The following is a 26126-nucleotide window of genomic DNA, read 5'->3' as shown; positions in this document are numbered from 1 at the left end:
AACGGCATTTGCGTCGCGGAGCATTATCGGCGACCGCGGGAGAACAATCAGACGCCTTATCGGTTGCTCGGTGTCTGATTCGATGGCGCCCACATCCGGAGATGGACATTGGATGACTTCTGCCTTCCTTGGTCAGCGGCATCGTGCGACACGACTTGATTGAGAGGCATCGGAAGATGACAGAAATCCTTGGCTGTCTCACCCCGGCTGGTGTCCCGCATGAGGCTGACCGCCGTCGACCGCTGGGTCATCTGCCGGATACACGAAGGGCGGACGCCTGATGGGAATCTCGAGCCGCAGGTTTTTGCTGGATCAGGACGATCGCCTGTACCAACTGCCCCACTCAACGTACGAGCGGATGCGGCAAGACCCGGGCAGTCACCCTATTACCCGCTTCGCAAGTCAGCGCGTACGCATGGCAGACCTGCTGGTTGAACTTGTGGATCGTCAGCCGATTCGCGTCGTTCGCTGTGCCTATGGCATTTTTACCTTCACTGCAGATGGGTGTTTTGACCCAAGCACGTTCGAGCGCCAGCAATGGGCGCGTGCCGAACAAGCATTGGCGCCGCTGTCCGCCAAGCTTGACGGCACATCAACCGTCGTCGACGCCAAAACACGCTTCGTCGCCCAAGGGGGGCACTGGACCCCATCGCAGACGTTGGCGTCTCGAATCCGCGATGCTGCGCTGGAGCAAGGGGATTACACACGATTGGTCGTGAGCCCTTCGCGGTCTGTGCCTTCCGTCCGGTGAGTCCCATGCAGGAATCACCTGAACAAGCGATCAAGCGTTACGTGCAAAGCGGTGAGTACGACACGCACTTCCGGGCATGGTCAGGGGACAGCTACCTCGGCCGCGCCCAGCACGGGGATGCGGCCCTGCGTAAGGCGCTGAAATCGGCGGTCCACGAGCGAGCCACGTGCGCCTCCGCTCCAGCGGCCCTGGACGAATTGGATGTTGCCGCGCTCACCCGCCGGAAGGTACTCCCCATGGTTCAGGGACTCTTTCCCCGCTACGAACAGGCGTGCGTCCTCGAAATGCTCGAGCGTTCGTTGGTCTTTCTCACGCCGGTGATGATTGATCAGGTGCTCGAACAGAGTCAATGGCTCCACACGGCTTGGACTCTGGCAAACCTCTTTCTCGCCGGCGTCAAGGCCGAAATCCTTTCCGACGATGCCCCCTACCTTGTGGGTCTGAGCGAGGAGACGACCTGCTACCTCTCGGCAGCATACTTCGACGCATCGGGGCGCTTCGACGACTTTCTGGTGCACGAGGTGGCCCATATTTTTCACAACTGCAAGCGCCGCACCATTGGGTTACGCGAGACCCGGCAGCGTGAGTGGCTGCTGGAGATCGACTACGCCAAGCGCGAGACCTTCGCTTACGCCTGCGAGACTTACAGCCGCATTCACCCGTTGGGCAAGGGGCCACGAGCACGACAGATGCTGCTTGCGGAATATGCGCAGGGGCCAATGCCGGCAGACGACCGGGTGGATGTCGCTGAGTACCTCGATATCCTCGGCGAGGCCGTGGTCGCGCGCAATGGCTGGAAACGCATCCTGACGCGCTGCGCGCCGCCCCGACATCGGCAGAGCGAGATGCCTCAATGACTGATCTGACAAAACTTCGGAAGGAACTGCGCGGGCTGCGCCGATGCGACCTGCTCATCATTGCTGAGCGCGCCGGCGAACTCGTGTCCAAGGCCAATCTAAAGCCACTTTTGAGTGACTTCATGCATGTCGATGTTCTGGTGGCACCAGGGACAATGCCAGTTCCTTTAATCGAAGAAATCCAGAAGTTCTACAGCGAGAGCTGCGACGGCCGGTACTTCGAGCAGTTTGAGGCCAATGCCAAGAACTACAAGGAACACTCAAGGGGCACGGACGCGTTTGTTGCCGAACTCGACCGCTTACTACGCAAGTGTGTCCAAGCAGTCGGGCGTCAACCGGGCGCCTCAGTACGCGAAGCCTTCGAGTTCCTCTTCCGGCTGCTACGTCGTATCGATGAAGCACCCGATGATGTGGTCTACTTCGCCGAGGAAGCCGGCTCATGGCAGCTTGGCGTCAACTGGCAAGTGGTATTCCCCGCCTACTTTCGATGCTTGGCTGAGATGGCATCCCCCGAAGAATTCGCCAGAACCATTGATCAGATGATCCGTGCCTTCGCTGAGCATGAGCGGCCACTGCATCTGAGAACGGCACACCAGGTGGCGTCAGCCGCGCAGCAGGCCGCACTTCGAGCACTGAGCGGGACGGGTGGATGACAGCGATAGTCATTAGAGGAGGTCGATCAGCGAAAGCCACTGAAGATTAGCGTGGGCCACCGACAGTTGCGCGCAGGCCAAGCGTCAGCTTTCAGGTAGAGAACAATCTCTTGCCCAAGTGACAGCAGTCGGCCACCTGCTGCCGTTGGGCTTTCCCGGTTCAACGTCAGGAGCAGACTGATTGCTGTCGCTCAGGCTTCGGGGCCGGCTGAGTTTTCTCGACCCAATCCGGACTTTGTGCGTCAGACCGGAATATGGCGGTAATGAGCCAGACAGCCGCCACTCAACTGGCTTCAATCTTACTGGAAGCGGTGTGATTCAGCTGGCTATTGAAGGAACGCATAGACCGCTGGCGGATCGCTGCGGCATCGTCGGTTGCCATAGGCACTGCAAGCATTCGCTGGAAAAGCCGTCTGTCAGCCAGTGCGACCGCCGCGCCTTTGTCAAGGCTGGCTCAGTATCGCTTCGGAACGTACAACTCCGGCGGCATCACGCTTCGTTCGTAGTCCGGGTTGAAAACCCGATCGGGCAGAACGACAGGGGTTTGTGGAACGTCCTCGTAGGGGATGTGCTCAAGCAGGTGTGAAATGCAGTTAAGGCGGGCGCGCTTCTTGTCGTTGGCCTCGACGATGTACCACGGTGCCTCGGGGATGTTCGTCCGTGCGAGCATGTCCTCCTTCGCCTTCGTATAGTCCTCCCAGCGAACACGGGATTGCAGGTCCATCGGACTGAGTTTCCATTGTTTCAGCGGATCATGAATGCGCATCAGGAAGCGCAGCTGTTGTTCCTCGTCGGCAAGGGAGAACCAGTATTTGACTAGACGAATGCCTGAACGCACGAGCATGCGCTCGAATTCGGGAACGTCTTCGAAAAACTGTTGCACCTCGTCCGGTGAAGCGAAGCCCATTACGCGCTCGACGCCAGCACGGTTGTACCAAGAACGGTCGAAGAGGACGATCTCTCCAGCAGCGGGCAAGTGAGGTACGTAGCGCTGGAAATACCACTGGGTCATTTCCCGCTCGGTTGGCTTGGCTAGTGCCGCCACGCGGCAGACGCGTGGGTTCAGACGTTGGGTGATGCGCTTGATGACGCTTCCCTTGCCTGCCGCGTCCCGGCCTTCGAAGATCACCACCACTTTTTCGCCGTGGTGTTCAACCCAGTCCTGCAGCTTGATGAGTTCTGCCTGCAGCTTGATCAGCTCAGTGAAGTATGTGCGACGGTCCAGAGTGTCGGCATGCTGCTTCTTGTAGACCTTGCGCAGTTCGAGTGACAGGACAGATTCCGAGAGTTCGAGTTCGAAGTCTTCGTCAGACTCATCGTCGAGTTCGGCTTTCAACCATTCCAACGCACCCTTGTGGGTTTCCGACATGTCGATCCTCTAATCATTGTCCTCACGAGCCTGCGCCCGCGTTCCCTACTACGAAACTTTAAGAAGCGGGGGCAACCAGATCGACCGTGATCTGATTCCGATTCTGAATGGAAACGATCAAACCGAAGCGTGCTCCATCCTTGAGGTATTCATGACGTTCCTCCGTGGTTGTGGCTGACAGGAGGTTCTGCTGATAGCCCTGTGCGGCGAAGCCTCCCGCATAATGGCCGATGACTTCAGGCAGCGCAGCCTGACCTTGATAACGTACCTGAACATGCTGGTCGGTACGCAACCACTGGACCCGGACCAGACCCGGAAAACGAGCGACGGGTCCCGGGTCGGTTCCCGATACGTCGCTGGTTGGCAGAGTGTTCGCGGAAAGCGCCGGTAGCAATGCCCCCAGCGTTTCCTGGGCACCCGGAATGATCTGCTCGACTTGCGCCGTCGCCGACCGCACGGTCTCCTGGGCTCCTGGCATGAATTGCTCGACCTGGGACGAAATCGACCGGACCGTCTCGGGTGCGGCATCCACGCCTTGCTGCGCCATCCCAAAAAGCCAGCCAGCGATGCTGATCGCTGCCCAGGCGAGGAGTCCCATCAACAAGAGCAGGAAGGCGGCGATGAGAATCCAGGTTTTGCGACTGATGGAAGACAGGCCGCTCAAAAGGTTACGAAATAGCGGGTGTGCGAATGCGTTCATTGCTGTGACTCCATCTTGAACAAAGGGTTGAAACAGGCGCCCACCTTAAAGCGTGCCCGGGTTTTGATAAAGACGAATTATGGTTAATAATATTTCGGATAATTCCGATAGGTTGATATGAACCTCAAGCATCTTCATGTGTTCTGGACGGTTTCCCGTCTCGGAGGAGTCAGCCGGGCGGCGGATCAACTCGGTCTCACGCCACAAACCGTCAGTGGTCATCTTTGTCACCTCGAAAAGGAATTGGGGGCCGTTCTGTTTCGTCCGGCCGGTCGCGGTCTGGAACTGACCGAGGCCGGGCACCTTGCCCTGTCTTACACCGATGAAATCCTGAAGCTCGGCGGGGAAATGAAGCAGGCCTTGTCCGCGTCGCTGCAAAGTCCGATGCCGGTGCTGCGTTTGGGGATCACGGATGTCGTTCCCAAGTCGTTTGCCTACCGCTTGCTGGCACCCGTGGGCAAGTTGCCGGATCCGGTGAGACTGGTTTGCCGGGAAGGCAGTCTGGACGTGTTACTGGCCGAGTTGGCCTTGCAGCGAATCGACATGGTCGTGGCAGACCGTCCGATGCCGTCCGGTTTGGCGATTCGGGGTCATAGCCACAAATTGGGCGAGAGTGCGCTGGCTTTTTTCGGGACCGACTCGCTGTGCAATGATCAGGGTGAATTTCCGGGCTGCCTGAATGGCGCGCCGCTGCTCCTTCCCGGATCGCACGCCGCGATTCGTGGTCATATCGATTACTGGTTAAATGACCAGCGTTTGATGCCGCGTTTGATGGGTGAGTTCGACGATAGCGCACTGATGAAAGCCTTTGGGCAGGCCGGCGCCGGGTTCTTTCCGGCACCCGCCATCCTTGCTGATGAAATATGCGCGCGCTATGAGGTCCGATGCATCGGCCGGGTCGATGACCTGCATGAAGTATTCTGGGCCATTACCGCCGAACGAAGGATCAGTCACCCCGCGATCATGACGGTGATGGAATCTGCCCGTGTGGCGTTGTTTCCCGGGGCGAATCACGCAACAGATCAACTTCCCTGATCAGAAGGCATCATGCAGTCAGACAAACAACGGATTCACAGAGCACTACCATCAATCACCTGGAGCGCGATTCTTCTTGTCTGGAATACGTGCTGATGTTTCGTGACCTCAAACTTGGCGTGGAGTTGAACCATGATCGATGAAGGGTCACCCATTCCGTGGGTCTTGGCAGGCCCGATCCTGCGACAATGCGCGCCGACTCGGCTGGTGTGCTGGCTGGCGGTGCGCGAGCCGGTCCGTTTGCGCATTCGTCTCGATCCCGACGAAGGGGCGTCACAAGAACGGGTGCTCGTTCCCGGTGCACCGGGTTGCCGGTTGCTGACCGCCGGAACGCACCTCCACTATCTGTTGATCGACCTGCACTTCGATACCCCCTTGCCGCAGGATTGCTGGATCGGCTACACGGTGGCACTGCAAAGCCTGACGGCGGTCGATGACGCGTGGCTTGAGCATGTGGATTGGGCGACCGAGCTGTGTTACCCCGACAAACAGTCCCCCGGCTTCGTGCTGCCCTCGCGCATTCACAGCCTGCTGCATGGATCATGCCGCAAGCCGCATCATGCCGGCGGTGATGGTCTCATCGAGGCTGATCGTCTGCTGGAAGATCTGCTTGCGCGGAAGGTGTCGCCGACAGACGGCGCCGCGCCGTCGGAAGCGCCCGATGCGCTGCCCGTCTGGCCGTCGGTGTTGATAATGACCGGCGATCAGGTCTATGCCGACGATGTAGCCGGCCCGATGCTGCACGCGATTCATCAGGTGATCGCGCGACTCGGCCTGCCCGATGAGCCGCTGGCCGGCGGTGAGCTGAGCGGCGCCGACAGCGCGCAGGCGCTTTACCGCCATCCGGCTGGATTTTACCGTCGCGAAACCCTGTTGCCGCGCCATGCGCGCAACTACGCACTGGTCGAGGTGTTGTTCGGCGGCGTGGAGAAGCCGGTGTTCACCACCGACAGCGCCCACAATCATCTGATCTCGCTCGGCGAGGTGCTGGCAATGTATCTGTTGGTGTGGTCGCCGGCCCTGTGGTCGCAGATCGACCTCACGCCGCCTGCCCATCTGGATGCCGACTCCCTGAAGCGCTACAACGCGGAGCGTGACGTGATTGAGGCGTTTGTCGCAGGGTTGCCGGCGGTGCGGCGGCTTTTTGCCCATTTGCCGACAGCGATGATTTTCGATGATCACGACATCACCGACGACTGGAACCTGAGCCGCGAGTGGGAGGAGGTGGCCTACGGTCATCCGTTCTCACGGCGGGTGATTGGCAACGCCGTGTTCGGCTACCTGATCAATCAGGCCTGGGGCAATCACCCGGACGCTTTCGATGCACAACTGCTGGATCAGGTTCAGGTCAGCCTCGAGACGCCCGGAGCCGAAGCACATGACGCGCTGATCGAACGGTTGTTGCGCTTCGACCGCTGGCACTACACCTGGCCTACCCAGCCGCCGCTGGTGGTCATGGATTGTCGCACCCACCGTTGGCGATCGGAGTCTGCCGCCCGCAAGCCTTCCGGCCTGCTGGACTGGGAGGCGCTGACCGATCTGCAGCAGACCATAAAGGGATTACCAGCGGTATTGCTGGTGTCGCCGGCGCCGATCTTCGGCGTCAAGCTGATCGAGTCGATTCAGCGCGTGTTCTCCTGGTTCGGCCAATCCCTGATGGTCGACGCCGAGAACTGGATGGCCCACCCGGGGGCGGGCAACGCCATCCTCAACATCTTCCGTCACCCGAAAACCCCGCAGCACTTCGTGGTGCTGTCGGGCGATGTTCACTACTCCTTCGTCTATGACGTCGAGCTGCGCGGTCGGGTGCGCGGTCCGGACATCTGGCAGATCACCAGCAGTGGGCTGCGCAACACGTTTCCGCCCCGTCTGCTCGATGTGCTCGACCGCAGCAATCGCTGGCTGTACTCGCCGCGTTCGCCACTCAACTGGCTCACGCGCCGTCGTCACATGCGCGTCATCCCGCGCAAGCCCGACGGGATCGCGCACGGTCGCCGCCTGCTCAACGGTAGCGGTATCGGCCTGGTCGAACTCGACGCGGAGGGCGTGCCGTGGCGCATCCGACAACTTCTCCATGATGGCCGGAACGTCAACTTCTCGCGCCGTGAGGCGGAGTCGCGTTGGGATTGAGCGGTCTGGCGCACTGGCGTCACCCGGAACAGCGGTGAAAAAATGGTGTGCCATCCCTTCAAGGATGCGTGACCCATTGGCCGAAACCGTCACGTCAAATGTGAACTCGCGGAAGTTGATGAAATAGAGTTGGCGTTGATTGACGTTCGCCTCCTATCTCGGATCCCGGCAAGCAGAGACCAGCGCGGCGCGAAGGTGAGGTCGGTGGGTGTCAGGCACTTTGAAGATACGTGCTCGACCCGGTTTTGCAACCATCGACAGGAATCGTTCGGCAGTCCAATACCAAGGGCGGTAAAGATAATCGTCGAAGAAAATGGTTGTGCCAGGTTGGGCGTAGTAGGCCGTGGCCAAAGCGCATGCCAGCCGGAATCGCCCGTCAATCAAGACCAGATCAGGTTGATGTCCCGCCACCCAGGGGCGTGATGGGTAGCGCAGCCAACGGCGCATGCTTTTTAACTGCAAGGGATAGCCAAGCGGTCCGACACGCCCAATATCGACGTGAATGGGGTGCCAGTCCAGGTTTGGCGAATCCCTTTGAATGCAACCATCTACAGCGTTGAGAAAACGGACATCGGATTCGACCGAGATCAAGGATTTGACCTCATGAGCGGCAGCGAAACGCGTAGATCCGCCCGCCCCATACTCTAGGAAGCAACGACTGTCTTGCAATAAACGACCCAGCGCATGAATGCAGGTCTTGGTCATCCACGGTGTGTCGCCAATCAAGGGTTCAGCGCGATAGGTCTTGGAAGTCTGGGTCGCCATAGTCATTTGTCAAAAAGTGAATGATGTTGTGGTGTCACGTCGTGTGACTGCTATTTTGAGCCGGGAACTGCGCGGCGCGTAAGACCGCGAGTTCGGCGCGAATCGCCTGAAGCTCGCTCATCACTGCCTGGTGCTCCTCGACCACAAGTGTTCGCGTTTCTTCTTGCTCTACATGTTCCGTGGCACTCATCGCATCCACCATGATCGCGATGAACAGGTTGAGCACGGCGAAGGTCGTGAGCAGTATGAAGGTGATGAAGAAGATCCACGCGAAGGGATGAGCCTCCATGACCGGGCGGACGATGCCCATCGACCAAGACTCCAGGGTCATGATCTGGAACAGGGTATAGAGCGAGGCGCCAATCGAACCAAACCAGTCAGGAAAATCAGCAGCGAATAATTTCGTCGCCATGACCGATGCGATATAGAACAGTAACAGCAACAGGCTCACCACCGAACCCATGCCCGGGAGGGCGCGCAACAATGCGCTGACGACCTTGCGCATCGACGGCAGCACAGAAATCAGGCGAAGTGCGCGCAGGATGCGCAGGGAGCGCAGTACCGCGAGTCCCTCATCGACCGGCGCGACGGTGATCGCCACGATGGTGAAGTCGAAGACGTTCCATCCGCTACGAAAAAAGCTCGCCCGATACACCACCAACTTCAAAACGATCTCCACGACGAAGATTGCGAGGGCGATCTGATCGAGGGCGAGGAGCAACGACCCTGCATGTGCCATGGCGGTGGGCCAGGTTTCCAGGCCCAGCGTGATGGCGTTGACCACGATCACCGCGATGATGAAGTTCTGGAATGCTCGCGATTCCACAAAATGCTGAAGTTTGATGATCATGATTTCGATCCGATGAGCGCAGGAAATGCCTGCCGGACGCCGCGATAAGGATGGATCACGCTGACATTGGCGATCGCGGGCTCAAGTTTTCGGATCCATAGCCATGAAGTCATTTCACGCTCCAAACAAACAAAAAGGGTCTGATCCCGATGGGCACAGACCCTTGATGCTGTTTGCGAGCACGGACCTTGCCTAGCGGCAAGGTCTCGCTTGCAACGGTAATTTCCGTCGCTTCGGGCACCGGGCGGCGATCTGATGATCGGTCTGCCGTGATGACGATACCCGAACGGATGAAGCTACTCCCCTTGATGCTGGGAAGTCTATGAGATGCTGAAACAAAGTCAAGTGAAGCGAAAATTAATGCTTGAATGAACCCGTCCGTTCTGGAGATACCGGTAGCGCGCGCCAACGAACGGCGACCTGCGGTTGCACAAGTAGCCGACGAAGGTTTACGGCTGAGGCCATATTGTTGGTATCAACAATCAGGTCGGCTTCAATGTGGCCGCGACACTGAGTATGCCTTTGTCACCGGGCAACAAGAAGTCTGGTCCTGACGTTCAGTCGGGAAAGCCAAATGACGACTGATGGCGAGGTGCTGAAATAGGATTCCCGAAGGCCCATGGCCGCAAACGCTGCATTGCTGGCGTAGAGGCTGAGAAAAGCTACTTCAGCTTTGGGTCGTCAACATTCGTTCGCACGAACTACTAGGTCGACGCCTGCTCCCCCCGTCTTGCAATCAATCGGCCGAATCATGCGGTCATGAAAAGGTGAAATATGCGTAGAAATGCCGGTGTCCCATCGGGACACCGGCTGGTGGAGGAACGTCAAGCCGCAACCAACTGCCGCGCCAGGGCGACCTCGATCGAGTCGCCATCCTGGTTGAGCACGTCGAGCCCCGATTCCGGGACATCGCCCGACGTGCTTTGCGACACGAGGATCTTCTTGGCCATCAGAGACAGGCACGTCATCTGCGACGTGGCCGCGTACCCCAGGTAGACCACCTTCACGGGTTGCTTCTGACCGATGCGCCAGGAACGGCGTGCGGCCTGCTGCAAGGTGTAGATGTTCCACCCCGACTGCATGAACACAATCGTCGGGAACTCCAGCAAGTCCAGCCCCGTCTTGACCAGCTCGGGGTTGGTGATGAGGACATCGATGCCCCGGTCGAGCTGCTCGGCGATCCAGTCTTCCCGGCGGCTGGCATCCACGCTTGCGCGCAGTACCGCCACATTGAAGCCTTCCTGCTCCAGCAGCACCTTCAAACGCGACGTGGTGTCGCGCGTGCCGGTGTAGACCGAATAGACCAGTGTCTTGCGACCCTCGGCCTTCTCGGCGCGGCAGATGTCGAGCATCTCCCGCTCCTTGGGCATGATTTCCAGCTCATTGAACTGAGCCGGTGTGAAGGCCAGCGTCTGGCGCGTGCGCGGGTGGCGCACGGCTTCCGCCCTGAAGCAGCAGTCGGGCCATGCGAGCAGCACGTTGAGCACGACCCCCAGCAAGGTGGTATCCCGCTTGCGCAGGGCCTCCTTGAGTTCGGCGGTCAGCCGCACGGACAGATCACGGTAGGCATCAGCCTGCTCCGCATCCATGGCGATCTCCCGGAACTCCTCGTCATACGGCGGCAGGACGCCGCCGATGTCGCGCAGTTTCAGGAAGACCGTGTACGGCAGGATGCAGCGCAGCACGCCCTTGGGGCCGAAGCCCGGCGCCTTGACCGTTCTGACCGTGACCTTGCTGCCCTTGGCCGTCTTGTGCGCCGGGCCATCGGACTCGGAGTAGATGTCCTTGAGGACACCATGATCCCGCATGAACGCCATTGCCGCGGCGCTCATGCTGCCAGTGCCGCTCGGACGGTAGCCGTCTTCGATCATGCGCCCAGGCAAGGCCCGGAACAGCAAATGGAACAAATCATCGGCATAGCCGCCCATCAGGGTACCTGTGAGCAGCACAGTCTTGCGAGCCTTGGCTGCCAAGACACCCATCGCCTGGCCTTGTGCCGACCCGCCCGTTTTGTACTCGTGGGCTTCGTCGGCAATGAGAAGATCGAACGTGCATTGCGGGAGGTAGCGTTTGACGTACTCCGAGGGTTGGTAACCCCCTTCGCCAAAACCGAACTCCATGCTCGACATCGCGCGTTCCATGCGCTGGGCCTGCCGGTCGGAAAAAACCAACTCCCCCCGGTCATCCATCAGGTTGATGAAGTTGTGGAGGTTGTCGCCGAGCATCGAGGCCAGGAAGCCGTCGCCGAACGTTTTCATCAGCTTCTGTGCAGTGACTTCGCCGATCGTCGGAATACGCTTCAAGGCCCGCAGCACGGCGGAGGACTGATCGCTGCCGGACAAGGTTCGCGGACGAACCAGCGTCCACAGTGCGCCGTCGCAGACATTGCACTTGCGGCGGGATTCCTCTGCTTCCAGATCAAGCGGGTTGATCGGCTCGCCGTCCAGGTTGTTGATGACCGTACCGCAATGGGGGCAAGCCCCTACAGCACCGTAGCGGGTTGGTCTGCGCACGAAGGCGGGTTTCGAGTGGAAGCCCATGCGCATCCGCGCGATCCTGGGCAGGCGCGAGGCTCATCTGCGGCGGGGGCACGGTCGAAGGGGCCGGTTCGGCCTCGGCAACAGGGCAACTCGGGGTCTCCGGTGCCGTGGGTGGAGCGGTGTCGCCCAGCAGGTCGAGCAGCGCGGCCACGCCGGTGTCCGTGGCTGCGGATGCGATCGGCGCCGTGCTCGCGGGTGCAGCTTCGATGCCTTCCACGTGCGGCCCATCGGCCACCGCCTGTTCCTCTTCGAGCTGCACACGGCCTGCGAACGGCGCCGGCCGGTCGGCGGCATCCCAGATCATCGCCGGCGAGAGTTTCAGGAAGGTGAAGGCGTGCGACCAGCCGGCGTCGCTGGTGACGGTAGCCTTCCAGATCGCCTTCCCATCCGGCGTCGGTTGCACGATGCCGTGATCCTGCAGCACGTTGAACACCGCCGTATTGCTCGCCGGGATGCCGTCGATGCCCTGTGACAGCAAATGTGCGCGCAGCTTGTCGGAGACGGTCTTGCTCACCAGCCACAAGCCATCTTGGGTCAGCCAACCGTCCGCCGGGCCGGCCTGGTTCAGCTTGAACGCTTCCTTGAGCAGGTAGCGCAAGCCGTCGAGCAATTTGCGTTGCAGCGCATGCTTGGGCGCCACCAGCGCCTTGCTGGGATCGCCGCCGAGTTCCTGGGCGACCGATGCCTGATCGGCCTGCACGACCAGCTCGCCGAGCGTGCCGGCGTGCTCGTACTGGCCGGCCAGCACATACAGCAGCGCGGCCCAGAGGTCGGGATAGCCGCTGAGCCAGTCGAAGATGTCCCGATCGAGAAGGCACGCGTAGAGCAGCCCGGTGGCGGCGCTGTGCAGGCGGTACTCGCGCTCCTTTCGGTAACGGAAGCGGTAGGGCTTTCGCAGCGGGCCGTGCCAGGGATGCCAGACGCTGCCGTCGGCATGTTCGACGTGCAGATCGACCGCAATCTTGCCGATGTCGTGCAGCAGGGCCGCGTAGGCCGTGCCTGCGGTCCAGGCTTCGGCCTGGGCCGCCTGTGCCTCCGGCGTGACGCCCGCAGGCAGCAGGTATGACTGCCGCAGCTTCAGCGCATAGGCGACGATCTCCAGGCCGTGGTCCAGCATGCCGCCCGGATAGGCGTGGTGGTGGTTCTCGGAGGCCGGGAACTGCTGGACCAGCTCGGCGTAGCGCTCCAGTGGGGCGAGGTAGAGCGTGGCGAACTGCCGGCGCGAGAGCGATGTGCGCTGCCAGATGTGTTCCAGCAGTTTCTGCCGGCGCGGCGTGGCCAGCAGCGATGCGGCCGGCTCCGGCCGCATCGACCCTTTCGGAGTTTCGATGGCGGAGGTGGGCGGCGTGCCGGCGGTGGGTGGCACCCGTTTGCGCTGGAACAGCGAGAGCATGGCGAACCCCGGATGACGGGCTGCTCGGGGCGCCTTTTGGCCTTTTCAGGATAGGGCCTTTCCCCTTGGCACCCTTCCTTTGCCCCTTCCCAGCCCTTTGGCCTTTGTCGGAAGCCTTTGGGTATAGGGCCGCTGCTTCGCGGGTGCCACGATGAATGCGGCATGGGGCAATCCCGGCAAGTGGGGCGCTGCGGGACGTTCGTCAGCTCTGGCCCAAGCCGGTGTCGAGGGCGGCGGATTGCGCTGCGAAGTCGTCGGGACGGCGCTTGCGGAAGGTTTCGAGATTGCTCAGCTTCCAGCGCAGTGCCGGCAGTTGAGCGGCGTGTTGGCATTGCACCAGCGACCAGTCCGGTTCTGCGCGCACCAGCCCGCTCAGAAACCGCCTGTGCGCGGTGCTCAGTCGCTGTGGCAGCTCGCGCCGCACCCTGGCGCGAGCTTCGAGCAGTGTCTCCAAGGAGCAGTCCACTTCGGTCATGCCGACAAAGGCCCGCTCGTACTCGCCGGCGATGTCCTTGTCGTTGCCGAACAGCACTTCGTGGGGCGGCCGGTTGTGGCCCGCCAGATAGATCACGAAGCACTCGACCATGCCGTCGCTGATGTCGCCCGATTCGTAGAGCTGCCACACGTCGAACAGGTCGAACAGGTCGCGGGGGTGCTGCCGATCCAGCGCGGCCACCAGCTTGCTGGCGTACAACTCGTCCGGTGCCAGAACCGGCAGCTCGAACTCGACGCCGAACAGATCGCTGGTCTTGGCGCTCAGCGGCCGCCGCTCGACGGGCAGCACGCTGCCTCGGAACACGACGTTGACCTCGATCTTCACCTGGTTGGCGTCGTTCTCGACGATCAGCTTGGTGTCCCCCAGGTCCTTGGCGCGAACCAGGCGTGTCTGCACGCCCAGTGGTGCAACGCGAGTGGCGATGGCGGCCAGCTCCTGGTTGATGGCTTGCAGCGCTTCGTCGCGCGGCGTCTGCCATGGGAGGTACACCACGTCGATGTCCACCGACAGGCGCGGCATGTCCCGCACGAAGAGGTTGATGGCCGTGCCGCCCTTCATGGCGAAGATGTCGTTGGCGAACACGTCGGGCGCGACGGCCAGCAGCAGGCGAACGGTGTCCGCGTAGGTCTTATCCATGAGGTTTCAGGCTCAGCAGGGTTCCGTCATCGAGCCGGCTCATCCAGCGCGTGTTGCTGCCGGTGCGAACCGGGTACTGCTCCAGCAGGGCATCGACATCCACGAGGCTGGTCTCGCGCGCCCAGGTGAGGAACAGGCGCACGGCCTTCACGCTGGTGCAGCAGGACAGCAGTTGTCCGAGCAAATCCTTGCGGGGGGAACGCAGTCCATCAAAGATGTTGCGGGCCTCTTCGAGGCTCTGCTTGACGCCGGCTTCGTACAGCAACTCCAGAACGGCACGCTCGGAGGCAGCCACCCGCAGATCCTCGGGCAGGCCAGGCGGCGTGGTCAGGGTCTTGCCGGCCAGCGCCGTGTCCGGCCAGTCGAACAGGCGGGCGTGGACATAGCGGGCCGGAAAGCGCGAAGTGAACCAGGCCGGCAACGCGAAGCGACCGTCGCCCCACAGCACCAGCGCCTCCCGGCTGCCCAGGTTGTGCCGCACACCCTGCAGGGCCAGGGCGCTCTTGCCGCCGACGTGCAGGCCGGGCACGCGCTGTTGCAGGAACTTCAGCGCACCGTAGACCCCGAACTCATCGTTCGGGAAGGCATAGACGCCATGGGCCAGGCGCACGAGCCACCCGCCGTCGGCATAGTGGGCGGCGAGCTGGGGCGACACCCCGAACTGGCTCAGGGTGGCAAGGTCGAACGGCGCCCCGCGGGGGAGTCCCGCCTGCAGTCGCTTGATTACCTGGTGCCGAGTATTTCCATCCATGTTATAAAAATAACACAGAATCCAATCGACCCCTAGAGCCATTGCAAGAACGTGCAGGGAAAGTAGCATAAAGCTTGATTTCCATCGCAGAATCTAATCGACCTGCGACCCAGGCCGACCGGCTCTGCCAGCCGCAACCCGCCCTCCTGATCGCGGTCTATGCTGGAGGGCAGGCCCCGACCGGCCGCTCCATGAGGTGAGGTACCACTGAAGCCGAGGCACATGAGCATGACCACCAACACGCACAACGGGAGATGGAGCCACAGGCCGGGCCGGGGGGCTGGCCGTGCCTGGCGTGGATACCTGCGCCGCGAGCAGCGTGTCGCCGGCTGGCTGGTGACGCGCGGGGTGCCCGCGGGCGCGGCGACGGCGGTGCTCTGGATCGTCAAGCTCGCCGTGCTCGGTGCGCTGCTCTACTCCGCGTTCTGGCTGGCCCTGCTGCTTGCCTTTGCGGTGACTGCTGCATGGCTCGTGCAGCACGACGACCCTGATCAAGAGGAACCGCAACCCGAGTGGAGGGAAGGCCCCAACGGATTCGGGCTTTATGACAAGAGCGACTGGCGCATCGACCCGCATGTGACCGACGACGACTGAACGGCGGTCACTTCTTCGATACGGCGCTCATTGCCATACCAGCGCCACGCCCCCCAGCGCCCTTGGCGTCCGAGGTGGCGGTGGACAACCCCTGCACGATATTTCCCGTGCGAACGCCTGCCCAAGCCAATGCCATGACCCAAAACGTCGGCAGCACGATGAACATCATCGCCATGACGAAGTTAAGGAGCATGTCGCCAAAGGCGTTGTTCAAACCGATCAACGGATCGAAGTTCGTGTGCGGCCTGTCCGCGCCAAACCCCCAGCCGTAGAGCGCGTCCAGGATCGTGCTGTCGATCCAGCGTGCGAGCTGGAACCAGAAGTCCACGAAGAACAGCGCGAACTGGACGCAGCTCACCGTCACCACCGTCTTCAGGTCGTAGGTGCCGATCAGCAGCACCAGCGGGATGCAGATGACGAGCGCCATCTTGAGCATCGTCAGCACCATCGGCAGCGCCTGGCACACCACGTCCATCGCGGGAAAGAAGCCCAGCGAGCCGACGGTCAGCCCCAGGTCGCCCGCGCCGCGCGTGACGATGTTCGGCAGCGTCTTGTCGATCTGGCCGCCGTAGTCGGTGTAGACGGCCCCCTGGTTCATCTTCTGCTGCCGCGGTGAGACGACGGCGCGGATCACCGAGTCATTGACCTCGCTCTGCGACAGGAAGCCCGCCCAGCGCCCGATGCGGGTCAGCAGGTCCGGGTCGACCTGTGCCAGCAGCCGGCTACGCAGTCCCTGGCCGCCATCGGCCCACCACTGTCGGCAGGACGGATAGCCGCCGCCGCTGTCCACCTGTGCCAGCCCCGCATCGCGGGTCGCGTCGTAGGGCCAGGCCGTGCGCGGCGTGCGGGAGTGGTAGGTGTCGTAGAAGCCGGCCGTGTCGAGGAAGTAGCTCGACCCAATCCAAGTCACGTCGTTCACCTGCTCGTCGAAGAGCGTCGGCCGGTTCATGAACAGCTTGGCGCGCGACGGCCCGTAGCAGTCGTGCGTGAAGTCGGCGACCTCCTGTGCCAGCACCGGATCGTCGATGCGCGTGGCATCGACTTCCATGCGAATCTGACGCAGGTCCGTGCCGCAAGGAATCGCCGCCACCGCGGCGCCGGTGACCGCCTTTGAGATGGCGTGCATGAAAAACCACCACACCGGCACCAGCGCGCTCTGGTTGTTGAGCGCCGTGTAGACGTTGGACCAGCCCGTGTCGTTGGGCAGCGGGACGTTGACCTGGCATTGCGCGGAGCGCGTGGTGTCGAACCTGATCGTGGCGAGATCCACCGGGATGAACGGGATGCCGGCGAACATGATGACCGCGATCGCCACCCACACCCGGTTCTCGATGCGCATCGACGACAGCACGCCCTTGTTGCCCTCGTCCGCACCTTCGCTGCGGGCCTTGAGCCATTCCTGGATCACGATGGCCACGAACGGCAGCGCGACCACGGCGATCACGGCCGCGGTCTCCGTGCGCAGCAGGCGCTGATGCGTCTCGCGGGACGGCTCCCGCCGCAGCAGGCGCCGACGCATCCACCACCAGCCGTAGGCCGTCGCTCCGTAGAGGCACAGCCGCCACACGAAGAAGTGGCCGGCGTGCGCCTGCAGCCAGTGCTGCCAGCCCGCGACGCCGCCGACCACGTGGATGCCCGCGATGTTCACCGCCACCGCGGCGGCGACCACGAGCAAGGTCCACAGCAGTGCCACGCCGACGCGGCGGTTGAACAGCCATGGCAGCCGCAGCCAAGCCAGCTGGCTCATGGCGTACCGCTCAGCGGCTTCTGGACTTCCGCAGACGGTCGCGCGTGGTGTCGCCCTCGAAGATGCCGCGCGAGCCGGCGGCGCGGGTGCTGTGGCGCTGGATGATCGCCATCGCCGAGTTGCCGGCCAGCGTGCGCCGCAGCTCCAGCTCAGTATTGAGGTTGTTGATCTCCTGCTCCAGCGCGCTGTTCTCCAGGTCGACCGCCCGCACGGCCAACTCGTTGGCGGCGACGTTCGGCTCCTTCTTGCCGGTGAGCAACGTGCGTTGCAGCAGCAGAGCCTTCTCCAGCACGCTGGACAGCGCCGCCTCGGACGCCAGGCGCTTGCCCAGCACGTCCTGGTCGGGTTCATCACGCAGGGCCTCGATCACGCCGCGGGTGATCGGCAGCAAGCTGCTGCCGGCCGCGTCGAGATTGGCCGGCGGCGTCGGCCGGGTGCCCGTCACCAGCTCCTGCAGCACCTGCAGCTTGGTCTCGTACTCTTCCTGGATCACTGGCGTGAGCCCGACGCCAGGCGTGGTCTGGGTCTTCGTGCAGTTTTCGCAGGTGCGTTGCTCGCGTTCGCCCAGCACGCGGTTCGCAAAGGCCGCGGCCGCGCCAGGCGACGACCAGGTCTGGCAGGTCAGGCGGTTGCCGCAGGCGCTGCGCGCGATCGACGAGGTATCGGTGATGCTGCGCCCGTTGAGCAGGTTGTAGCCCGCTCGCGTCACATCGCCGACCACCTTGATCGAACTCTGGCCGGAGCCGCCCGCGTTGCCGCCGCCGACCCATGGCACGCCGTTGTTCCCTTTGTTGGACTCGGCCTGCTCGATGGCGGAGACGGCATCGGTGCTGCTGACCGCATCCCGCAGCGCCATCCCTTCGGCGAGCTGGTCCCAGCCGGCCTGGCCGCCGGCCATGTCCGCCATGCGATTGGCGATGGCCCGGCAGGTCATCTTCGAGCGGTCGAAATCCAGGCGCGCCTGGAGGATGCCGTTGGTGAGCAGGTTGTACAGGCCCGGGTCGGCGCGCTGGATGATCAGGGCCGGCAGCGAGGCCACGGCGCTGGTGGCGTTCTGGATCACGTTGCTCATGATCGTCTGGAAGCCGTTGGTGATGCCGTTGAGCTGGTTCTGCAGGGTCGTGGTGATGCTCATGTCGCCGCAGATCAGGTTGCTGTTCCAGCCGACGCCGACGCCGATGCTCTGCATGTTGCCGCCCCCCCCATCGACACCGCCCGGCCGCCGCCGATGCTGTAGAGCACGTCGTCGCCGATCACGCTGCCGCTGACGTTCACGCCATTGGGGTCGATGCGGGTCTGCGCCCAGGCGACGCCGACGACCAGCGTGATGGCCGGCACAAGCAGCGTGGCCCGCAGGGGCGACTTCGCCCGGCGCAGGAAGTCAGGGAGGGAGGCGTTCATCGTGGGTTCCTCACATGAAATCGACGCTGCCGAGGAAGACCTGGCCACGGCGCCGGCAGCAGGAGTACGGCCGCCACAAGGCCCAGGCGTAGTCGCCCTGCTGGGCCTGCACGCGGGTGCGGCTGTGCGGGAAGACCACGCAACTGTTCGAGAGCGTGGGCGTCAGCTCCTGCCACTTGCAGGCGTTCATCGAGATCTTCTGCGGGCTTCATCACTCGTGCGCCAGAAAGTCCGGCCAGCGCAGCGCATGGCCATACTCGGGCACCGTGACCTGCCAGCCGAGTTGCTGCTGCAAGAGGTCAGCGAAGGTTTGCGCGGCCGACGATTCCCCATGCACCACGAAGGTTTGCGCCGGTGCTTGAATGAAAGCACGTGCCCAATCCAGCAGCGCCTTCTGGTCGGCATGCGCCGAGAGGCCGTCCACGCTGTGGATCGCCGCACGTACCGGGATGTCCTCGCCGAAGATGCGTACACGTTCGGCCCCCTCGATCAGGCGCCGGCCAAGCGTCCCCTGCGCCTGGAAACCGGGAAACCGGGAAACAAGATGCTGCATTCGCGGCGTGGCAAGTTGTGGCGCAGGTGGTGCCGGATACGTTCCGCATCGCACATGCCGCTGGCAGAAATAATGATGGCCCCGGAGCGAATCCGGTTCAGCGCCATGGACTCCTCAGCGCTCGCTGTGAAATCCAGGTACGGGAGGTTCTCGCCGCGCGCGTGCCATCCGGCCAACCGCTTCGCCTGTTCGTCGAACAATTCGAGATGTTCACGCGTGATGCGTGTGGCCTCGGTGGCCATCGGCGAATCGACAAACACCATTGGACGCTGCAGACGTCCTTCGCAGGTGAGACGATGTAGGTGGTAGAGCACCTCCTGGGTTCGGCCGACCGCAAAGGCCGGAACGATGACATTGCCGCCGCGCTCGAACAGGGTTTTCTCGACGATGCCGATCATGTCCGCTTCGGTCGCCGAAAAATCCTTGTGCCGGCGGTCACCGTAGGTGGACTCGATGACGAGGATGTCGGCTTCCTCAATGGGTGTCGGGTCGCGCAGGATGGGGCGTCCCGGCTGACCCAGATCGCCGCTGAACACGATCCTCGTGGGGTAACCGTACTCGGTAATCCACACTTCCACGATGGCCGAACCAAGGATGTGTCCGGCATCACGAAAGCGGGCGCGCACCCCGACGCGGGGTGCGAACTCCCGGTCGTATTCGATACCTCGTACTTGCTGCAGGCATTCGTGTGCATCCTGCAGGGTATACAGGGGTAGCGGCACGGTCTTTTCTTTGAGCCGCTTGGCAACCCGCTTGGTATCGATTTCCTGGATGTGAGCGCTATCGGGCAGCATCACCCCGAGCAGATCAACCGTCGCTGGCGTGGCGTAGATGGACCCCTTGAACCCGGCGCGCGTGAGTTTGGGCAATAGCCCGCTGTGGTCGATGTGGGCGTGGGTCAGCAGGACGAAGTCAATGGACGCCGGGTCGAACGCGAACGGCTCGTGGTTGCGTGCTGCTGCTATACGCCCACCTTGAACCATGCCGCAATCGACCAGGAAGCGGACATTAGCCGCTTCGACCAGAAAGCACGATCCGGTGACTTCTCGGGCTGCGCCCAAAAAACTGAGTTTCATAGGGCGTTCACTCGGGTTTTCGCATCGGGCAAGTGCTGAGGCCGAGCAGGCGATAGCCAGGACAGCGGCCTGCCAGGCCGGTGAGGAGTGGCATGATTCCAATGAGTCCCAGCCAACGCCAGGATGAGTCCAGCCACAATGGGAGACTGAGCAAAATCAGTCCGATGACGATGCGCACAATGCGGTCGAGATTTCCAACGTTGATTTGCATGACGGTCTCCTTGTGTTGAATCAGCGGCTTGAAAACGCGACGGGGGCGGCAGCGCCCCGCAGCGGATGGGTTGCGGTCGATGCCGTCGTGGATACGTCCCAGCCACCACCAAGGGCCTTGTACAGCGCCACCAGTTGCACGGCGGCGTTGGTATGCGCGCGTGCGGCTGCGGTTTCGGCCTCGTGCAGACTGCGCTGGGCAGCCAGCAGTTCGACCAGCGCAATGTCGCCCGCCGCGTAGCGCGCCTTGGCGTGGCCGTAGCTGGTGCGCGCGGCATCCAGTGCCATACCGCGGCGCTCCAGTGTGTCCAGCCCGCCGTGGTAGTCGCCAAGCGCGCGCTCGGCATCGCCCAGCGCCGCCAGCACGGCCTGCTCATAGGCCAGCGCGGCCTGTCGCTCGGCCGCCTCGCGTGCCCGAATTTCGGCTCGCACACGGCCACCGTCGAACAGGCGCCAGGAAATCAGCGGCAGGATGGAAAAACGCGAGCTGGATGCATCGAACCAATCGCCCGTACTGAGCGCTTGGAACCCGCCGCCGACACCGATGGAGAGTTTGGGGAACAACTCGGCCGTGGCCACGCCGATGTCGGCGGAACTCGCTGCCAGGTGACGTTCCGCAGCCAGCACGTCCGGGCGCCGGCGCAGCATCTCTGCGCGCTCGCCCACCGGCAGCGCCCGCAGCGTGCTCGGCGTCAAGGGGCCATCCAGCAGTGCCAGCTCCCGCTCCGGCGGCGCGCCCAGCAGCACGCCCAGGCTGAGTATCGCGGCGCGCTGACGCGCCTGGATATCCGGGATGAGCGCGTTGACTGCTGTCCATTGGGCGTACGCCGCCTCCACGTCGGCGGCCGACGCGTCGCCCAGCGCATGCCGCAGGCGCACCAATTCCAAGGTCTGCTGCAGCGTATCCAGTGTGGCCTGTTGTGCGTGCAACTCGTAGCGGGCGCCGACGGCGGTGAACCAGGTGCGCGCGACCTCGGCCACGACGCGCATGCGTACTCCCTGTGCCTCGGCTTCGGTCGCCTGCAGGCGGGCGCTGGCGCCTTCCAGCGCGCGCCGCTTGGCCCCGAACAAGTCAGCCTCCCAGGCCGCGTCGAAGCCCGCGTCGTAGATGGTCTGCGTGGCGTCAAGGCCGGGGATCGAGCCTACGGGCAGGGGTCCGTTCTCGCTTTGACGGCGCCGGTTGACGCTCGCGCCAGCGGCGGCGGTGGGCAATGCCTCGTCGGCCACACGATCGCGCAGGGCGCGTGCCTCATCGATGCGTGCCGCAGCCTGGCGCAGATCCAGGTTCTGTGCCAGCGCCATGGCCATCAGGCGATCGAGGATGGGATCGTCCAGTGCAGACCACCATTGGCTCAAGTCTGCGGACTGGGATTCGCTTGCCAACGGCAAGCTCCAGCCGCTGCCGACGTCGACCGGCGGCGGCTCGCGGTAGTCGGGGCCCACGCTTGCGCAGGCAGTCAGCAGCACGCAGGACAGGGCCAGCGCGAGCGGACGCGCGCGCCCAGGGGTCAGGCCGGTGACGGTTGCGCGAAGAAAGGGAGTGCGGGGCTTGGATTTCATTGCAGGTGTCCTCGGACGAATACGGTGGCCATCGTCAGCGTGACCAGGGCGATGACCGCCAGCGGCCACAGGCTGGCGAGAATGTCACCGGGCGGCATGGCCTTGAGAAAGCTGCCTTCGACGATGATGAGGAAATGGGTCAGTGGAATGGCCTGAGCCAGCCATTGCAGGACGACAGGCATGTTTTCCACAGGTGTCGCAAAGCCGGACATCAGCACCGCCGGCACGCCGATGGCGAACGCCCCCAGGATGGCCTGCTGCTGCGTCATGCTGACCGCGGAAATCATCAGACCGATGCCGACCACCGACAGGATGAACAGCACCAGACTGGCGAGCAGGAGCGCAAACGAGCCCGTAAACGGGATGCCGAACAGGAAGACGCCCGCGCTGATCATGAACAGGCCCAGCGCAGTGCCAATTGCGAGTGCCGGCAGTGATTTGGAAATGATGATCTCTGGCGTCGAGGTGGGCGACACCAGCAACTGGTCGAAGGTTCCGAGTTCACGTTCGCGCGCAATCGACAGCGAGGTGATGAGCAGCGCGCTGAACAGCGCCAGGATGCCCGTCAGGCCGGGCACGATGAACCAGCGGTAGACCAGATTCGGGTTGAACCAGTGGCGCACGACCACGGGCGTTGGTGCCTGGGCGTCGGGCACGACCTCGGCGCCGACATCGGCGGCGATGGTGGACAGATAGGCCACGGTGATCTGCCCGGAGTTGCTGCGCCGGCCATCGACCAGTACCTGCGCGCGGCCACTTTCGCCGGCGGCGATGGAGCGCGAGAAATCCACCGGGATGGCGAGCGCGGCGATCACCTCGCCACGGTCGATCAGCTCGTGGAGCTGCTGTTGGCTGTCGACATGCCGGACGTGGGTGATGAAGCGGGCGCTGTCTAGGCGCTGTACCAACTCGTGCGACCAGCGCCCCGCATCCTGATCGTAGACGGCGATATCGACGTTGCGCACTTCCAGCGTCGCGGCAAAGGCGAACACCAGCAACTGCAGGATCGGCGGCACGAACACCACCATGCGGCTGCGCGGGTCGCGCAGGACGCTGAGCACTTCCTTGATGAACTGGGCGCGCAGGCGGGTGAACGAGAATGCGGAAGTCAACATCGCGTCACTCCAGGTTCTTGCGCGTGGCGCGCTTGGCGATCACGAAGAACAGCCCCCCGATCGCCGCCATGGCCGCCAGGTTGGGCAGGAACACGGCCCAGATGTCGCCGGCCAGGAACACCGTCTTCAGCGAATCGACGAAGTAGCGCGCCGGAACCACCAAGGTGATGGCGCGGATCGGTGCCGGCATGGCGTCGATCTCGTACAGAAAGCCCGACAACATGAAGGCCGGCAGGAAGCCCGTGAACAGCGCAATCTGCGCTGCCAGGAACTGGTTGCGTGCCAAGGAGGAAATCAGCAGACCCTGACCCAGCGCCGGCACCATGAACACCGCCGACAGCAGCAGCAGCGCCGCCAGCGAGCCCCGCATCGGGACCCCGAACACGAACACCGCCAGCGCCGCCGCACCCAGCGTGGACAGCATGCCGAGCACGAAGTACGGCAGCAGCTTGCCGATCAGGATTTCGGCCACCGAGGCCGGCGTGGACAGCACCGCCTCCATGGTGCCGCGCTCCCATTCACGCGCCACCACCAGTGCAGTCAGCATGGTGCCGATGATGGTCATGACGATGGCGATGGCACCGGGAATCAGTGCGCGGCGGCTTTCCAGCTCGGGGTTGAACCAGTAGCGCGGTTCCAGCATGACGGCCTGCGCTGGTGCTCCGACGTCCAGTCCGGCACGCCAGGACTGGACCACGCCGCGGGCGTAGTTCTCGACGTAGTTGGCGGTATTGGGGTAGGAGCCGTCGGTGACGATCTGCACCAGCGGCTCGCTGCCACGCTGGGCCAGCCGCTGCTCGAAATCCTGCGGGATCACCACGTAGCCGCGCAGGTCGCCTGAGACCAGCTGGTCGGCCACTTCGCGCCGGTCATGGGCGAAGTGGGCATCCAGGAACTTTGTGCCAGCAAAGGCCGCCGCAAGCTCCTGCGCTGCAGCGCCGGGCGACTCCAGCACCACGCCGACGCGGACATCCTTCGCATCCAGCGACACCGCATAGGCGAACAGCAGCAGCAACACCACCGGCAGCACGAACGCGATCAGCAGCGTCGAGGGGTCGCGCAGCGCCTGGTAGCTTTCCTTGGTGACCAGGGCGATCAAGCGCCGCAGATCAAAATGGCGCAGGTCGGTCTGCTGTGGTCCATTCCCGTCCTTGTGCTTTGTGGTGCCGTTCATGTGGCGGCCTCCAGCTCGCGGTCCGCCGACTCCACCAGGTGAATGAAGGCGTCCTCCATCGTCGGGTCGGGTCGTTCGGGGCTGACCGCCGAACGTTTGAGCGCGTCGGGCGTATCCAGCGCAATCAGTTGCGCACGCGAGAGCATGGCCACGCGGTCGCAGTATTCGGCCTCGTCCATGAAGTGGGTGGTGACCATGATGGTCACGCCCTTGCGGGCCAGTCCGTTGATGTGGGTCCAGAATTCGCGCCGGGTGATCGGGTCCACGCCCGAAGTGGGTTCATCTAGGAACAGCACGGGCGGCCGGTGCATCAGCGAACAAGCCAATGCCAGGCGCTGCTTGTGGCCCAGCGGCAGGGAATCGGGCGTGGCGGACAGCCAGTCGCCCAGATCGAAGGTTTCGATCATCTCGGCAATGCGCTCGCGCCGGGTGTTGCCTTCCAGTCCGTAGACGCCGGCCGAGAATTCCAGGTTCTGCTGCACCGAGAGCAGGCCGTAGAGCGAAAACTTCTGCGCCATGTAGCCGAGCCGGCTCTTGGCTGCGCCGGTGGCGCGGCGCAGATCATGGCCCACCACATGCGCTTCGCCAGCAGTGGGTTTCAACAGGCCGCACAACATCTTGAAGGTGGTGGACTTGCCGGCGCCGTTAGGGCCGAGCAGGCCGAAGATTTCGCCCTTTTGCACCTCGAAGCTGACGTTGTCGGTGGCGGTGAACTCGCCGAAGCGCTTGGTGAGGTTTCGGCACGACACGGCAATGTCGGAACCCAGCTCAACCGGCGGCAGACGCTCGGCCAGCGTCGAAGTGCCGCCGGGGCCGCCACCGAGCAGATCGATGAAGGCGTCTTCGAAGCGCGCGGGCACCTGCGCCAGCTCCACTCGCGCCTGATCGGACAGGGCCTGGAGCTGCTCCGCTTGAGCGCCCTCGCGCAACACCACGCGCACGCCGGCGCCCTGGATCACGCCATCGCTCACGCTGGGCAGGTCGAGTGCCTGGGTCAGGACCGCTCGGCGCTCGGCACCGACGTCTTCCAGACGGAAACTGCGGCCTTCGAGCTGCGCGGTCAGCTCCTGCGGCGGGCCATCGAACAGGAGCTGCCCTTGGTTCAGCAGCAGCACGCTCTCGCAGCGCTCGGCTTCGTCGAGATAGGCGGTGGACCAGACCACGGCCATGCCTTCATCGGTCAGCGCCTGCACCATGCGCCACAAGTCCTGGCGGCTGACCGGGTCGACACCCACGCCCGGCTCGTCCAGCAGCAGCACCTTCGGCCGCGCCATGAGCGCACAGGCAAGGCCCAGCTTCTGCTTCATGCCGCCGGAGAGCTTGCCGGCCAGGCGTTTGGTGAAGGGTCCGAGCCGCGTGAAGTCCAGCAGCTCGGCAAACAGATCGGCGTTGCGGTCCGCATCCATGCCGCGCAACTGCGCATACAGGCGCATGTTCTCCATCACCGACAGGTCTTCGTACAGGCCAAAGCGTTGCGGCATGTAGCCACTGGCGACATGAATGGCGTCGTTGTCCTTGACCACGTCATAGCCTGCCAAGGTGACGTGGCCGGCGTTCGGCACCAGGAGGCCGGTCAGAATCCGCATCAGCGTCGTCTTGCCGGCGCCGTCGGGGCCGACCAGACCCGCCAGCCGTCCATAGTGGATGCGCGCGCTCAAGCCCCGCAGCGCCTTTACGTCGCCGAAATGCTTGTCCACGTCTTCGATGACGATGGCAGCGTCTTCGCCCGCACCCGCAGGCACGGCGGCGATAGCAGGGCTTGCCTGCATT

The 26126-nt window shown here is 63.2% G+C and carries 20 protein-coding genes and 4 pseudogenes; 6 read left to right on the top strand and 18 right to left on the bottom strand.

Going from position 1 to position 26126, the window contains the following annotated elements; genetic code table 11:
- Positions 1–280: 280 nt before the first annotated feature.
- The 3 genes from BMZ23_RS01120 to BMZ23_RS01110 are packed head-to-tail and all read left to right on the top strand — an operon-like array spanning position 281 to position 2261.
- On the top strand, positions 281–751 hold the full coding sequence (locus tag BMZ23_RS01120) for a hypothetical protein (protein ID WP_218143533.1): 471 nt from the start codon (positions 281–283) through the stop codon (positions 749–751).
- Between the two features lie 5 nt (positions 752–756).
- Positions 757–1608 (top strand): hypothetical protein, encoded by an 852-nt coding sequence (locus BMZ23_RS01115; protein WP_093471529.1) that lies wholly within the window; start codon positions 757–759, stop codon positions 1606–1608.
- Complete coding sequence (locus tag BMZ23_RS01110) at positions 1605–2261, top strand: hypothetical protein (protein WP_093471526.1); 657 nt, start codon at positions 1605–1607, stop codon at positions 2259–2261. The genes BMZ23_RS01115 and BMZ23_RS01110 overlap by 4 nt, the downstream gene beginning before the upstream one ends.
- A 454-nt stretch (positions 2262–2715) precedes the next feature.
- On the opposite strand, the gene ppk2 is transcribed toward BMZ23_RS01110, so the two are convergent.
- Together ppk2 and BMZ23_RS01100 are read right to left on the bottom strand one after the other, a co-directional pair.
- The gene (gene ppk2 / locus BMZ23_RS01105; protein ID WP_075146809.1) at positions 2716–3630 is read right to left on the bottom strand and encodes a polyphosphate kinase 2; all 915 of its coding nucleotides are present in this window, start codon (positions 3628–3630) and stop codon (positions 2716–2718) included.
- 58 nt (positions 3631–3688) lie between these two features.
- Positions 3689–4330, bottom strand: a complete 642-nt coding sequence (locus BMZ23_RS01100; protein WP_075146810.1) for a hypothetical protein — start codon at positions 4328–4330, stop codon at positions 3689–3691.
- 117 nt (positions 4331–4447) lie between these two features.
- Between BMZ23_RS01100 and nhaR the strand changes: the two genes are divergently transcribed.
- On the top strand, positions 4448–5365 hold the full coding sequence (nhaR, locus tag BMZ23_RS01095) for a transcriptional activator NhaR (protein WP_093471523.1): 918 nt from the start codon (positions 4448–4450) through the stop codon (positions 5363–5365).
- A 132-nt stretch (positions 5366–5497) separates the two neighbouring features.
- The gene (locus BMZ23_RS01090; RefSeq protein ID WP_177197183.1) at positions 5498–7495 is read left to right on the top strand and encodes an alkaline phosphatase D family protein; all 1998 of its coding nucleotides are present in this window, start codon (positions 5498–5500) and stop codon (positions 7493–7495) included.
- Between the two features lie 153 nt (positions 7496–7648).
- Here the strand turns inward: BMZ23_RS01090 and BMZ23_RS14775 are convergent, their stop codons facing one another.
- From BMZ23_RS14775 to BMZ23_RS01065, 6 genes and pseudogenes are all read right to left on the bottom strand, one after another.
- Complete coding sequence (locus BMZ23_RS14775) at positions 7649–8260, bottom strand: hypothetical protein (protein WP_143069539.1); 612 nt, start codon at positions 8258–8260, stop codon at positions 7649–7651.
- A gap of 34 nt (positions 8261–8294) precedes the next feature.
- Positions 8295–9110 carry an ion transporter gene (locus BMZ23_RS01085; RefSeq protein ID WP_075146814.1) on the bottom strand — a complete coding sequence of 272 codons (816 nt, stop codon included), beginning with the start codon at positions 9108–9110 and terminating at the stop codon, positions 8295–8297.
- 824 nt (positions 9111–9934) lie between these two features.
- Positions 9935–11659, bottom strand: a pseudogene (locus tag BMZ23_RS15390) (helicase-related protein); the annotation flags it as partial.
- Positions 11622–13043 (bottom strand): annotated as a pseudogene (gene mobH, locus BMZ23_RS01075) (MobH family relaxase); the annotation flags it as partial. The pseudogenes BMZ23_RS15390 and mobH, both read right to left, overlap by 38 nt.
- A gap of 202 nt (positions 13044–13245) precedes the next feature.
- The gene (locus BMZ23_RS01070; RefSeq protein ID WP_093471520.1) at positions 13246–14175 is read right to left on the bottom strand and encodes a nucleotidyl transferase AbiEii/AbiGii toxin family protein; all 930 of its coding nucleotides are present in this window, start codon (positions 14173–14175) and stop codon (positions 13246–13248) included.
- A complete protein-coding gene (locus BMZ23_RS01065; RefSeq protein WP_177197196.1) occupies positions 14168–14926 on the bottom strand; it encodes a type IV toxin-antitoxin system AbiEi family antitoxin domain-containing protein in 759 nt (252 codons plus the stop codon). The genes BMZ23_RS01070 and BMZ23_RS01065 overlap by 8 nt, the downstream gene beginning before the upstream one ends.
- A 222-nt stretch (positions 14927–15148) precedes the next feature.
- Here BMZ23_RS01065 and BMZ23_RS01060 point away from each other — a divergent pair, with 222 nt between their 5' ends.
- Entirely contained in the window at positions 15149–15520 is a 372-nt protein-coding gene (locus BMZ23_RS01060; RefSeq protein ID WP_093471514.1) for a DUF3742 family protein, read from the top strand.
- 7 nt (positions 15521–15527) lie between these two features.
- Here BMZ23_RS01060 and BMZ23_RS01055 read toward each other — a convergent pair whose 3' ends face one another.
- From BMZ23_RS01055 to BMZ23_RS01015, 10 genes and pseudogenes are all read right to left on the bottom strand, one after another.
- Entirely contained in the window at positions 15528–17267 is a 1740-nt protein-coding gene (locus BMZ23_RS01055; RefSeq protein WP_342707810.1) for a conjugal transfer protein TraG N-terminal domain-containing protein, read from the bottom strand.
- Positions 17264–18668 (bottom strand): annotated as a pseudogene (locus BMZ23_RS01050) (integrating conjugative element protein). The gene BMZ23_RS01055 and the pseudogene BMZ23_RS01050 overlap by 4 nt, the downstream one beginning before the upstream one ends.
- A 10-nt stretch (positions 18669–18678) precedes the next feature.
- Positions 18679–18846: pseudogene (locus tag BMZ23_RS01045) on the bottom strand (TraU family protein); the annotation flags it as partial.
- A 33-nt stretch (positions 18847–18879) separates the two neighbouring features.
- Positions 18880–19221 carry an MBL fold metallo-hydrolase RNA specificity domain-containing protein gene (locus BMZ23_RS15105; RefSeq protein ID WP_245748080.1) on the bottom strand — a complete coding sequence of 114 codons (342 nt, stop codon included), beginning with the start codon at positions 19219–19221 and terminating at the stop codon, positions 18880–18882.
- Positions 19158–20297, bottom strand: a complete 1140-nt coding sequence (locus BMZ23_RS01040) for an MBL fold metallo-hydrolase (protein ID WP_245748079.1) — start codon at positions 20295–20297, stop codon at positions 19158–19160. The genes BMZ23_RS15105 and BMZ23_RS01040 overlap by 64 nt, the downstream gene beginning before the upstream one ends.
- A 7-nt stretch (positions 20298–20304) precedes the next feature.
- Positions 20305–20508, bottom strand: coding sequence for a YgaP family membrane protein (locus BMZ23_RS01035; RefSeq protein ID WP_010792188.1), 204 nt, complete (start codon positions 20506–20508; stop codon positions 20305–20307).
- Positions 20509–20528: 20 nt separating this feature from the next.
- A complete protein-coding gene (locus BMZ23_RS01030) occupies positions 20529–22067 on the bottom strand; it encodes an efflux transporter outer membrane subunit (protein ID WP_093471511.1) in 1539 nt (512 codons plus the stop codon).
- A complete protein-coding gene (locus tag BMZ23_RS01025) occupies positions 22064–23182 on the bottom strand; it encodes an ABC transporter permease (RefSeq protein ID WP_093471508.1) in 1119 nt (372 codons plus the stop codon). Before BMZ23_RS01025 ends, BMZ23_RS01030 begins: the two co-directional genes overlap by 4 nt.
- 4 nt (positions 23183–23186) lie before the next feature.
- Positions 23187–24356 (bottom strand): ABC transporter permease, encoded by a 1170-nt coding sequence (locus BMZ23_RS01020; RefSeq protein ID WP_010792191.1) that lies wholly within the window; start codon positions 24354–24356, stop codon positions 23187–23189.
- Positions 24353–26125, bottom strand: coding sequence for an ATP-binding cassette domain-containing protein (locus tag BMZ23_RS01015; RefSeq protein WP_093471505.1), 1773 nt, complete (start codon positions 26123–26125; stop codon positions 24353–24355). The genes BMZ23_RS01020 and BMZ23_RS01015 overlap by 4 nt, the downstream gene beginning before the upstream one ends.
- Position 26126 lies beyond the last annotated feature (1 nt).

The sequence above is a fragment of the Halopseudomonas yangmingensis genome (assembly GCF_900114825.1).
Taxonomy (GTDB): domain Bacteria; phylum Pseudomonadota; class Gammaproteobacteria; order Pseudomonadales; family Pseudomonadaceae; genus Halopseudomonas; species Halopseudomonas yangmingensis.
The sequence above is the reverse complement of the archived record's forward strand: the minus strand, read 5'-3'. Positions and strand labels throughout refer to the sequence as shown.

What these genes read in the sequence shown, in the direction of transcription:
- BMZ23_RS01120 (WP_218143533.1), top strand. Translation starts at nt 281, where the DNA reads ATGGGAATCTCGAGCCGCAGGTTTTTGCTGGATCAGGACGATCGCCTG.
- BMZ23_RS01115 (WP_093471529.1), top strand. Translation starts at nt 757, where the DNA reads ATGCAGGAATCACCTGAACAAGCGATCAAGCGTTACGTGCAAAGCGGT.
- BMZ23_RS01110 (WP_093471526.1), top strand. Translation starts at nt 1,605, where the DNA reads ATGACTGATCTGACAAAACTTCGGAAGGAACTGCGCGGGCTGCGCCGA.
- ppk2 (WP_075146809.1), bottom strand. Translation starts at nt 3,630, where the DNA reads ATGTCGGAAACCCACAAGGGTGCGTTGGAATGGTTGAAAGCCGAACTC.
- BMZ23_RS01100 (WP_075146810.1), bottom strand. Translation starts at nt 4,330, where the DNA reads ATGAACGCATTCGCACACCCGCTATTTCGTAACCTTTTGAGCGGCCTG.
- nhaR (WP_093471523.1), top strand. Translation starts at nt 4,448, where the DNA reads ATGAACCTCAAGCATCTTCATGTGTTCTGGACGGTTTCCCGTCTCGGA.
- BMZ23_RS01090 (WP_177197183.1), top strand. Translation starts at nt 5,498, where the DNA reads ATGATCGATGAAGGGTCACCCATTCCGTGGGTCTTGGCAGGCCCGATC.
- BMZ23_RS14775 (WP_143069539.1), bottom strand. Translation starts at nt 8,260, where the DNA reads ATGGCGACCCAGACTTCCAAGACCTATCGCGCTGAACCCTTGATTGGC.
- BMZ23_RS01085 (WP_075146814.1), bottom strand. Translation starts at nt 9,110, where the DNA reads ATGATCATCAAACTTCAGCATTTTGTGGAATCGCGAGCATTCCAGAAC.
- BMZ23_RS01070 (WP_093471520.1), bottom strand. Translation starts at nt 14,175, where the DNA reads ATGGATAAGACCTACGCGGACACCGTTCGCCTGCTGCTGGCCGTCGCG.
- BMZ23_RS01065 (WP_177197196.1), bottom strand. Translation starts at nt 14,926, where the DNA reads ATGGATGGAAATACTCGGCACCAGGTAATCAAGCGACTGCAGGCGGGA.
- BMZ23_RS01060 (WP_093471514.1), top strand. Translation starts at nt 15,149, where the DNA reads ATGAGCATGACCACCAACACGCACAACGGGAGATGGAGCCACAGGCCG.
- BMZ23_RS01055 (WP_342707810.1), bottom strand. Translation starts at nt 17,267, where the DNA reads ATGAGCCAGCTGGCTTGGCTGCGGCTGCCATGGCTGTTCAACCGCCGC.
- BMZ23_RS15105 (WP_245748080.1), bottom strand. Translation starts at nt 19,221, where the DNA reads ATGCAGCATCTTGTTTCCCGGTTTCCCGGTTTCCAGGCGCAGGGGACG.
- BMZ23_RS01040 (WP_245748079.1), bottom strand. Translation starts at nt 20,297, where the DNA reads ATGAAACTCAGTTTTTTGGGCGCAGCCCGAGAAGTCACCGGATCGTGC.
- BMZ23_RS01035 (WP_010792188.1), bottom strand. Translation starts at nt 20,508, where the DNA reads ATGCAAATCAACGTTGGAAATCTCGACCGCATTGTGCGCATCGTCATC.
- BMZ23_RS01030 (WP_093471511.1), bottom strand. Translation starts at nt 22,067, where the DNA reads ATGAAATCCAAGCCCCGCACTCCCTTTCTTCGCGCAACCGTCACCGGC.
- BMZ23_RS01025 (WP_093471508.1), bottom strand. Translation starts at nt 23,182, where the DNA reads ATGTTGACTTCCGCATTCTCGTTCACCCGCCTGCGCGCCCAGTTCATC.
- BMZ23_RS01020 (WP_010792191.1), bottom strand. Translation starts at nt 24,356, where the DNA reads ATGAACGGCACCACAAAGCACAAGGACGGGAATGGACCACAGCAGACC.
- BMZ23_RS01015 (WP_093471505.1), bottom strand. Translation starts at nt 26,125, where the DNA reads ATGCAGGCAAGCCCTGCTATCGCCGCCGTGCCTGCGGGTGCGGGCGAA.